The organism is Nocardioides sp., assembly GCF_036274455.1.
GTDB lineage: Bacteria > Actinomycetota > Actinomycetes > Propionibacteriales > Nocardioidaceae > Nocardioides.
Genome location: NZ_DASUFR010000113.1, coordinates 1 through 9569 on the forward strand (window position 1 = coordinate 1; position 9569 = coordinate 9569).

Genomic DNA, 9569 nt, shown 5'->3' on the forward strand with positions numbered 1-9569 from the left:
GTCGCGCAGCTGTGCGATCGTCTGCTCCACCCGCTCGCCGACACCGTCGATCGGCACCCGGTAGATGTCCGCGAGCCGCGACACCAGCAGGTGCTCCTTGGCCAGGAAGTCGAACGCGTCGATGCCGACGAGCGCCTCGACCCGGCGCACCCCGGCGCCGATCGACGCCTCGTGCAGGATCTTGACGAGGCCCAGCTGACCGGACCGGGCGGCGTGGGTGCCGCCGCACAGTTCCCGGGCGTACTCGCCGACCTCGACCACGCGCACCTCGTCGCCGTACTTCTCGCCGAACAGCGCCATCGCGCCCAGTTCGCGGGCCTTGGCCTGGCTCGTCACGAACGCCCGGACCTCCAGGTCGTCCATGAGTACGGTGTTGACCTGCTGCTCCACGTCGCGCAGCACGGCCGGCGACACCGCGCCCGGGGTGTTGAAGTCGAACCGCAGCCGGCCCGGGGCGTTCAGCGAACCCGCCTGGGTCGCGGACTCCCCGAGGAAGTTGCGCATCGTCTGGTGGATCAGGTGGGTCGCCGTGTGCGACCGCGAAATCGCCCGACGGCGGGTGATGTCGATCTCCGCGTACGCGTCCTCGCCGGCCCGGATCTCGCCCCGAGTGACCCGTCCCCGGTGCACGATCAGCCCCGGCAGCGGCTGCTGCACGTCGTCGACGGCGACCTGCCCGCCGCCGACCGTGATCCGGCCGGTGTCCGGCTGCTGGCCGCCGCCCTCGGCGTAGAACGGGGTCGTGTCCAGGACGATCTCGACGGCGTCGCCCTCGTGCGCCACCGGCAGCGGGGCTCCGCTGCGGTCCAGCACCGCGCGCACCGTCGACTCGCGCGCCACCTCGGCGTACCCGGTGAAGGTGATCGGCCCGCCGTCCAGGACCGTCCGGTACTCCGACAGGTCGGCGTGCCCGGTCTTGCGGGCCTGCGCGTCGGCCTTCGCCCGGGTGCGCTGCTCCAGCATGAGGCGCTGGAAGGCGTCGGTGTCCACGGACAGGCCCGCCTCGGCCGCGATCTCCAGGGTGAGGTCGATCGGGAACCCGTACGTGTCGTGCAGTTGGAACGCCTTCGCCCCGTCGAGGCCGGCGCCGCCGGTGGACCGGGTCTCGGTGATCGCCTGGTCGAGGATCGTCGTGCCCTGGCGCAGGGTGGCGAGGAACGCCTCCTCCTCCGCGTAGGCGTACTGCGAGATCCGGCCGAAGTCGGTCGCGATCTCCGGGTAGGACGGGGCCATGCAGTCGCGCGCCACCGGCAGCAGGTGCGGCAGCGCGGCCTCGTGGAAGCCGAGCAGGCGCACGGACCGGATCGCGCGGCGCATGATGCGCCGCAGCACGTAGCCCCGGCCCTCGTTGCCGGGGGTGACGCCGTCGCCGATGAGCATCATCGCGCTGCGCACGTGGTCGCTGACGACCCGGAACCGGACGTCGTCGTCGTGGTCCTTGCCGTAGCGGCGACCGGACAGCTCGCTGGCCCGCTCGATGACGGGGAAGATCTCGTCGATCTCGTACATGTTCTGCTTGCCCTGGAGCAGGAAGGCGACCCGTTCGAGGCCCATCCCGGTGTCGATGTTCTTCTTCGGCAGCGAGCCCGCGATGTCGAAGTCCTCCTTCGACCGCACCGCGGAGAGCTCGTCCTGCATGAACACCAGGTTCCAGAACTCGAGGTACCGGTCCTCGGCGGAGAAGTCGCCCTCGGGGCCGTAGTCCGGGCCGCGGTCGATCAGGATCTCCGAGCACGGGCCGCCGGGACCGGGCACGCCCATGGACCAGTAGTTCTCCTTCTTGCCGAGGCGGACGATCCGCTCGTCGGGGAATCCGGTGACCTTGCGCCACAGCTCGACCGCCTCCGCGTCGTCGTCGTACACGGTCGGCCACAGCCGGTCCTCCGGGAAGCCGAAGCCACCGTCCTCGATCGACTTGGTGACCAGCTCCCAGGCGAGCTCGATCGCGCCCTCCTTGAAGTAGTCGCCGAAGGAGAAGTTGCCGCACATCTCGAAGAACGTGCCGTGCCGCGTGGTCTTGCCGACGTCCTCGATGTCGGGGGTGCGCACGCACTTCTGGACGCTCACCGCACGGGAGTACGGCGGGGTCTCCCGGCCGAGGAAGTAGGGCTTGAACGGCACCATGCCGGCGTTGACGAAGAGCAGGGTCGGGTCGTCGAGCAGCAACGAGGCGGACGGTACGACGGTGTGGGCACCCCAGCGCGTGTCGTTCTCGAAGTGCGCGACGAAGTTCCGCCGGATCTGTGCGGTGTCCATCAGCTCCTGCCCTCCTCTTCCTGTCCCGCTGTCAGCTCTGGTCGTCCATGAGGCTTGAGCGCGAACCGCTCCCGCAACTCGGTTTCCGCCTCGGCCTTGCCCTGGGCGACCTCGTCACGGAACATCCGGGCGCCGACCGCCAGCCCGTTGAGCCGGTCCTGGAGTCCGTCGACGGTGAGCGCCTCGGCCGCACGGCGACCGCGGATCATCACATAGATCGCAGTCCCGGCCCCGGCGACGAACCAGAGCCCGCGCCTCATGCTCTTGGGGTCCCCGCGGAACTGTGCGCGGGAGGAGCGCAGCGGGGGGAGCGCAGAACTTCATGGAGTGTATTCATGCCGCGGAGCCCTCGGCCCGCTGCTCGGCGGCCATGGCGGCTCGCTGCCGGGCCGCCCACTCCCGGCGCGCTTCGCGGATCTCCGCGCGCCGCTGCTTGCGCGACCGCTTGACCTCCTGACGCATGTGGAACCGGATCCGGTTGCGGGTCTCGGGCGCCAGCGCCCGGCGCAGCCCCTGGAAGAGCGAAGCGGTCTGGACGACGGTCTCCTTCAGCAGGAGGTCGGCGAAGACCGGCGCGGGCACGGTCGGCACCGGCTCGGCTGCCTCCGGCTCGGGCTCGGGCTCACCCACTCGGGTGATGACGAACTCGGTGGTGACCGCTCGGCTCGCGTCGAAGGTCGCGAAAGTGCCATCCGCGGGCTGCTCCGAGCGCACCTTCGCGTCACTCGACGAGGAACGGCGGGGCTCCAGCCGCTGCTCCAACCGGTGCACGCGCCGGGCGAGCACGCCGACCATGACGGCCAGCACGCCGGTGACGACCAGCAGCACCCACACCATGGCAACCGACCCTATCGCGCGGTCATTTGCGGTTCTTCTTGACGCTTCCGTGGGTGCCCGCGCGCCCACCGGATCGCGTCTCGCCTCGCGCCATCCGGTGATACGGCGGGACTCGGCGGGGTGGCGGTGGCCTTTGAACGCTTGAACCGCTGACCCGGGTTGATAGGTCACCGCCGCCGGGACCGAGCGGCCTGCTCCGCGCGCGGCCGCCCACCCACGGACATGTCACGAGAGCCTCATCTCCCGCGGATGATCCGGCGGATCCGCTCCCAGCGCTCCTTGATCGCGGCCTCGGCGCCGAGCGAGGTCGGCTTGTAGTACTCCGCGTCGAGCACCACGTCCGGGGCGTACTGCTGCTCGGCGATGCCGAAAGGCTCGTCGTGGCTGTAGGTGTAGGACGTGCCGTGGCCGAGCTTCTTGGCACCCTGGTAGTGGGCGTCGCGCAGGTGCGGCGGCACCGGGCCGATCTTGCCCGCGCGTACGTCGGCCGAGGCGGCCTCGATCGCGGTGATGACCGCGTTCGACTTGGGTGCGATGGCCAGCGCGATCGTCGCCTGCGCCAGGTTGAGCCTCGCCTCCGGCATGCCGATCAGCTGGACCGCCTGCGCGGCGGCCACCGCGGTCGGGAGCGCGGTCGGGTCGGCAAGGCCGATGTCCTCGCTGGCGAGGATCACCAGCCGCCGGGCGATGAACCGTGGGTCCTCCCCCGCCTCGATCATCCGGGCCAGGTAGTGCAGCGCCGCGTCGACGTCCGAGCCGCGCAGCGACTTGATGAACGCGCTGGTCACGTCGTAGTGCTGGTCGCCCTGGCGGTCGTAGCGCACCGCCGCCTGGTCGACGGCGGTCTCGGCCGTCTCGAGGTCGATGGTGGTGCTGCCCCGCGAGGCGGCCGCGCCGGCCGAGGCCTCGAGGTAGGTCAGCGAGCGCCGCGCGTCGCCGCCCGCGAGCCGGACCAGGTGGTCCAGCGCGTCCTCGTCGACGGTGTAGGCACCGGCCAGCCCGCGCGGGTCGGTCAGCGCCCGGTCCAGCACCGCCCGGACGTCGTCGTCGGTCAGCGACTCCAGCCGCAGCAGCAGGCTGCGCGAGAGCAGCGGGGAGATCACGGAGAAGAACGGGTTCTCGGTGGTCGCGGCGACCAGGGTGACCCAGCGGTTCTCGACGCCGGGCAGCAGTGCGTCCTGCTGGGCCTTGCTGAATCGGTGCACCTCGTCGACGAACAGGACGGTCTCGTGGCCTGTGGCCACGAGCTCGGCCCGCGCGGCGTCGATCGCGGCCCTCACCTCCCGCACCCCCGCCGAGACCGCCGAGACCTCGACGAACCTCCGGTCGGTCTGCTGGCTCAGGATGGCCGCGATCGTGGTCTTCCCGGTGCCGGGCGGGCCCCACAGCAGCAGCGACATCGACTGGTCGCCCTCCACCAGCTGACGCAGCGGAGAGCCGGGCGCGCGCAGCTGCTCCTGCCCCACGAGCTCGTCCAGCGTGCGCGGCCGCATGCGTACGGCGAGGGGTGCCGACGCGTGCCCCGCCGAGCTCAGCGAACCGCTGCCGGCGCCGCCCTGGCCACGTGCCGCGGCCGCGGGCTGGCGGAGCGCGCCGGTGTCGAAGAGCTCGTCAGCCTCGCCCAAAGGACTTCGAACCCAGGTCGAACCAGGTGTCTGTGTAGCCGGGGTGGTTGAGGATGTCGTCGCCCATCGTCGTCTCGCCGGGAACCGCGTTGCCCTGCGCGTCCACGCCGAGCAGCGGCGCGGTGATGGGCTCGGCCGGGTGGTGCCCGATGTCGCCCGGGAAGTGGCAGGCCACCTTGTGCTTGGGTCCGATCTGGAGCAGCGGCGGCTCGACCTTGGCGCAGATCTCCTGCGCGATCGGGCAGCGGGTGCGGAAGCGGCAGCCCGAGGGCGGGTTGATCGGGCTGGGTACGTCGCCGGTCAGCCGGATCCGCTCACGCCGTCCACCGACGGCGGCCTGCTTGACGTCGGGCACCGCCGAGAGCAGCGCCTGGGTGTAGGGGTGGTGGGCGTGGAGGTAGATGCTCTCGCGGTCGCCGATCTCGACGATCTTGCCGAGGTACATCACCGCGACCTCGGGGCAGAAGTGCCGGACCACCGCCAGGTCGTGGGCGATGAACAGGAACGCGACGTTGAACTCCTGCTGGATCCCCTGCAGCAGGTTGACCACCTGTGCCTGGATGGAGACGTCGAGCGCGGAGACGGGCTCGTCGGCGACCAGCAGCTTGGGGTTCAGGGTCAGCGCCCGGGCGATGCCGATGCGCTGGCGCTGTCCGCCGGAGAACTCGTTGGGGAACCGGTTGTAGTGCTCGGGGTTGAGCCCGACGATCTCGAGCAGCTCCTTGACCCTCGGCAGCACCTGCTTCTCGGGCACGATCTTGTGGATGCGCAGGGGGGCACCGATGATCGAGCCGACGGTGTGCCTCGGGTTGAGCGAGGTGTAGGGGTCCTGGAAGATCATCTGGATCTGGCGCCGCAGCGGCTTGAGCTCGCGCGTGTTGAGGTGCGCGATGTCTCGGCCCTCGAAGTTGATGGCGCCGCCGGTCGGCTCCAGCAGCCGGGTGATCAGCCGGCCGGTGGTGGACTTGCCGCAGCCGGACTCACCGACCAGCCCGAGCGAGCCGCCCTCGACCACCTCGAACGAGACGCCGTCGACGGCCTGCACGTGGCCGACGGTGCGGTGGATGAGCCCCTGCGACTTGACCGGGAAGTACATCCGCAGGTTGTCGACGGTGAGGATCGGCTTGGCGTCCTTGGGGGCCTCGACCGCGGAGAACCCCTCGAAGACGTCGATGTCGGCGTCGGTGATGAGGGTGGGCTCCTCGGCCTCCGTGCCGGCCTCGTCGGGGCCGGTCCCCGGCTCGGTGTGCTCCGCGGTGGACATCAGGATCCGCTCTTCTCGGTCAGCTCGTCGACCAGGTCCGGAGCGATCTCCGGGAGGACCTCGGCCTGGTAGATGCTCTCGGGATCGGCCAGGTGACAGCGCTTGAGGTGGGTGCTACCGCGGCTGCCCGGCGCCAGCTCGGGCGTCGTGGTGCGGCACAGGTCGCCGGGCACCTTGTCGCGGTGCGTGCAGCGCGGGTGGAAGTGGCAGCCCGAGGGTGGGTTGAGGAGACTGGGTGGGCTGCCCGGGATCGGGATCAGCTTGGCGCTGGTGTCACCGGTGACCTCCGGCACGCTCGAGAGCAGCCCCCAGGTGTAGGGCATCTCGGGATGGGTGAGGATCTCGGAGGTCTTGCCGTACTCGACCGCACGGCCGCCGTACATCACCAGGGTGTCGTCGGTCATCTCGGCCACGACGCCGAGGTCGTGGGTGATGATGATGATCGCGGAGTTGAACTCCTTCTGGAGGTCCTGCAGGAGGTCGAGGATCTGCGCCTGGACGGTGACGTCCAGTGCCGTGGTCGGTTCGTCGGCGATCAGCATCGACGGGTCGTTGACCAGCCCCATCGCGATCATCGCGCGCTGCCGCATGCCACCGGAGAACTGGTGCGGGTAGTCGTCGACCCTGCGGTCCGGCTGCGGGATCCCCACCCGGTCGAGCAGCTCGATGGCCCGGCGCCGGGCCGCGCTCTTGGACGCGTCGGAGTGCACGCGGTAGGCCTCGATGATCTGCGCACCCACGGTGTAGTAGGGGTGCAAGGACGAGAGCGGGTCCTGGAAGATCATCGCCACGTCGCGGCCGCGACGCTTGCGCATCTGGTCCTCGGTCAGCGTCAGCACGTCGGTCCCGTCGAGGATGATCTGGCCCGACAGCTGGGCGTTGGTGCCGTGGAAGAGACCCATGATCGCCGAGCTCGACACCGACTTGCCCGAGCCGGACTCGCCCACGATCCCGAGCGTCTGGCCGCGCCCGACGGTGTAGCTCAGCCCGTCGACGGCCTTGACGATGCCGTCACCGGTCGGGAAGTGGACCTTGAGGTCCTTGACGACGAGGAGGGGGTCGCCCGTGGACGGACCGCCGGGCGTGCTCTCCTCGAGGGTCGTTGCAGAAGATGACACGTGCCTACCTAACCCTGTTCAGCCAACTGATGCTAGCCGAGCCGCACCCGCGGGTCGATCACGGCGTACAGCAGGTCGACGATGATGTTGGCGGTGATCACGATCGTCGCGATCAGCAGCACGATGCCTACCACCAGGGCGAGGTCGTGGCGCTGGATGGCGGCGACCGACATCTTGCCGACGCCGTTGAAGTTGAAGACCTGCTCGGTGATGATCGTGCCGCCCAGCAGCCCGGCCAGGTCGAGACCGGACAGGGTGACAAGCGGGGTCAGGGTTGCGCGCAGCGTGTGCTTGCCGATCACCCGGCGTTTGGTGAGCCCCTTGGCGCGCGCGGTGCGGATGTAGTCCTCGGTCATGGTCTCGAGCACGAACGCCCGGGTCATCCGGATGTAGCCCGCCATGTAGACCAGCGCGAGGGTGATCGCCGGGAGGATCATCCCGGTCGCCCACAGCCATGGACTCTCCGTGAGCGGGGTGTAGACCGGCAGCTTCACGATCTGCCAGCGGATCGCGACGAACTTCAGCAGCAGCAGGCCGATGAAGAACGTCGGGAAGGCGAAGGCGACCAGCGCGAGGCCGACGATCGCGCGATCGATGAACCGGCCCTTGAACAGCGCAGCCGTGACGCCGAAGACGACGCCGCCGGTGATCCAGAGGATGTACGCCGCGATCGCCAGCGAGATCGAGACCGGCAGCTTGTCCTTGAGCAGCTCGTTGACCGTCTTGTTGTAGGTGTAGGACAGGCCCAGGCAGCCAGGGGCGCAGTGGACGACCTGCTCGGGGTTCGCCTCGCGCAGCTTCTCGTCGTCCGGGAAGTCGCGGCCGACCACGAACCCCTTGGCGAACTTCGCCCACTGCTCGGCGAGCGGTTCGTTGAAGCCCAGGGCCTCGCGGGTGGTCTCGAGCTGCGCCGGGGTGCACTTGGGGCCGCAGGCGTAACGCTCGGGATGGTCGGAGCTGGCGTAGAAGAGGACGAAGGTGACCATGCTCATGACCACCATGAGCAGAATGCCGCTGATCACGCGGCGGATGGTGTAGGCGAACACGGTGCACCTCGGAACGTGTGGGTGGGATCCGTCGGTCTCCGGTTCCGTCCGGCCCCGCCGATCGGGCGGGGCCGGACGGGCCGGGTCTAGCTGGTGTTGCTGTGTTGCTCCGCGTCCCGAGACGCGGCTGTCACTTCTTCAGTTGTCTGCGTCAGCTCTTGACGGCGATGACCCCCAGGTCCGCGTAACCGAAGGTGCCGATCGCGTTGACGTAGTTGACGATGTTGGAACCGTGCAGGAAGTAGAACTGCGTGGTGTCCAGCGGGATGTAGGCAACCTGGTCGGAGAGCATCTTGTCGATGTCGGACCACATCTGGTTGGCCTTGTCGAGGTCGGTCTCGGCGGCCGCTGCATCCATGGCCGCGTTGATCTCGTCGCTCTTGAAGTTGCCGTAGTCCTGACCGTTCGAGGCCTTGCTCAGGTTGACCCGGCTGTCGAACAGCGGCGGGATCACCGTCGAGACCGACGGCCAGTCAGAACCCCAACCGCCCCAGATCAGGTCGGAGTCCGAGCCCGGCTTCTGGATCGTGTCGTAGTAGGGGCCCGAGGGGTCCAGACCGTCCAGCGTCACGTCGAACCCGGCCTGGTCGTAGCTGGCCTTGAGCGCCGCGAACGCCTTGTCGGTGGCGTCGGAGCCGATCGGGTAGGTCAGCTTGATCGGGATGGGCAGCGTCTCCCCGGAGTCCGCCAGCAGCTGCTTGGCGCCCTCGATGTCCGGCTTGCCGTCCGGGCTGTAGTTGGGGTTGGCCACGTAGCCCGGCGTGGTCGGGTTGACGATCGACTGCGAGGGCTTGGAGGACTTGTCGCCACCCAGCGCCGCGCTGTAGCCGGCCCGGTCGGTGGCCGCAGCCAGCGCCTGACGCACCTTCAGGTTGGTCAACCGGTTGAAGTTCGGCACCAGGTAGTTGCTGAACGGCGAGGCGAAGTTGACCGCACGGTCGGCCACCGCACCCGTGATCTGCGGGAACTGCGCCGGGGTGATGTTGCGGCTCGAGAAGGCGTTCTTGTCATCACCCTGGTCGGCGATCAGCCGGTCGATGATGACCTCCGCCTCGGTGCCGAGGGAGAAGGTGAACTTGTCGGGGTTCGCCTGCCGGTTGGTGTCTTCCTTCGGGTCCCAGTTCGGGTTGCGGACGAACGAGCCGCCCGAGTCCTCGTTCCACTCACCGTCGATCATGTACGGGCCGTCGGAGAACGGGACCAGCTGGGACTTGGCGCCCTTGTCCTGGTCCTGCCGGTAGGGGTCGAAGGAGCGCAGCGCCGCGAGCGCGAGCGGGAAGTCCGGCCACGGCTTCTTGAACCGGTAGGTGATGGTGTTGCCGTCACAGGTCACGGCCTTGTCGAAGAGGTCCTGACCCTGACCGGTGTAGGGGCCCTTGTAGGCCGGCGAACCGTCGGCGTCCTCGGGGATGTCGAGGTAGCC

At 69.2% G+C, this 9569-nt stretch carries 8 protein-coding genes; all 8 read right to left on the minus strand.

Going from position 1 to position 9569, the window contains the following annotated elements; genetic code table 11:
* Positions 1-2256, minus strand: a 2256-nt coding sequence (gene alaS, locus VFV89_RS10645; RefSeq protein ID WP_329705908.1) for an alanine--tRNA ligase, incomplete at its 3' end; no start/stop codon positions are given.
* Positions 2256-2516, minus strand: coding sequence for a DUF6167 family protein (locus VFV89_RS10650; protein WP_329705909.1), 261 nt, complete (start codon positions 2514-2516; stop codon positions 2256-2258). The genes VFV89_RS10650 and alaS, both read right to left, overlap by 1 nt.
* A gap of 73 nt (positions 2517-2589) precedes the next feature.
* Positions 2590-3093, minus strand: coding sequence for a hypothetical protein (locus VFV89_RS10655; RefSeq protein WP_329705910.1), 504 nt, complete (start codon positions 3091-3093; stop codon positions 2590-2592).
* Between the two features lie 236 nt (positions 3094-3329).
* Positions 3330-4718, minus strand: a complete 1389-nt coding sequence (locus VFV89_RS10660) for a replication-associated recombination protein A (RefSeq protein WP_414690365.1) — start codon at positions 4716-4718, stop codon at positions 3330-3332.
* Positions 4705-5814: an ABC transporter ATP-binding protein gene (locus tag VFV89_RS10665; RefSeq protein WP_414690366.1), complete on the minus strand. Its 1110-nt coding sequence runs from the start codon at positions 5812-5814 to the stop codon at positions 4705-4707. Before VFV89_RS10665 ends, VFV89_RS10660 begins: the two co-directional genes overlap by 14 nt.
* Before the next feature lie 167 nt (positions 5815-5981).
* The gene (locus VFV89_RS10670; protein WP_329705912.1) at positions 5982-7100 is read right to left on the minus strand and encodes an ABC transporter ATP-binding protein; all 1119 of its coding nucleotides are present in this window, start codon (positions 7098-7100) and stop codon (positions 5982-5984) included.
* 32 nt (positions 7101-7132) lie between these two features.
* Positions 7133-8146 (minus strand): ABC transporter permease, encoded by a 1014-nt coding sequence (locus VFV89_RS10675; RefSeq protein ID WP_329705913.1) that lies wholly within the window; start codon positions 8144-8146, stop codon positions 7133-7135.
* A 151-nt stretch (positions 8147-8297) separates the two neighbouring features.
* The coding region (locus VFV89_RS10680; protein ID WP_329705914.1) for an ABC transporter substrate-binding protein at positions 8298-9569 on the minus strand (1272 nt) is incomplete at its 5' end.

Excerpts from the sequence above, each read along its gene's own strand:
- VFV89_RS10650 (WP_329705909.1), bottom strand. The coding sequence starts at position 2,516 with ATGAGGCGCGGGCTCTGGTTCGTCGCCGGGGCCGGGACTGCGATCTAT.
- VFV89_RS10655 (WP_329705910.1), bottom strand. The coding sequence starts at position 3,093 with ATGGTGTGGGTGCTGCTGGTCGTCACCGGCGTGCTGGCCGTCATGGTC.
- VFV89_RS10665 (WP_414690366.1), bottom strand. The coding sequence starts at position 5,814 with ATGTACTTCCCGGTCAAGTCGCAGGGGCTCATCCACCGCACCGTCGGC.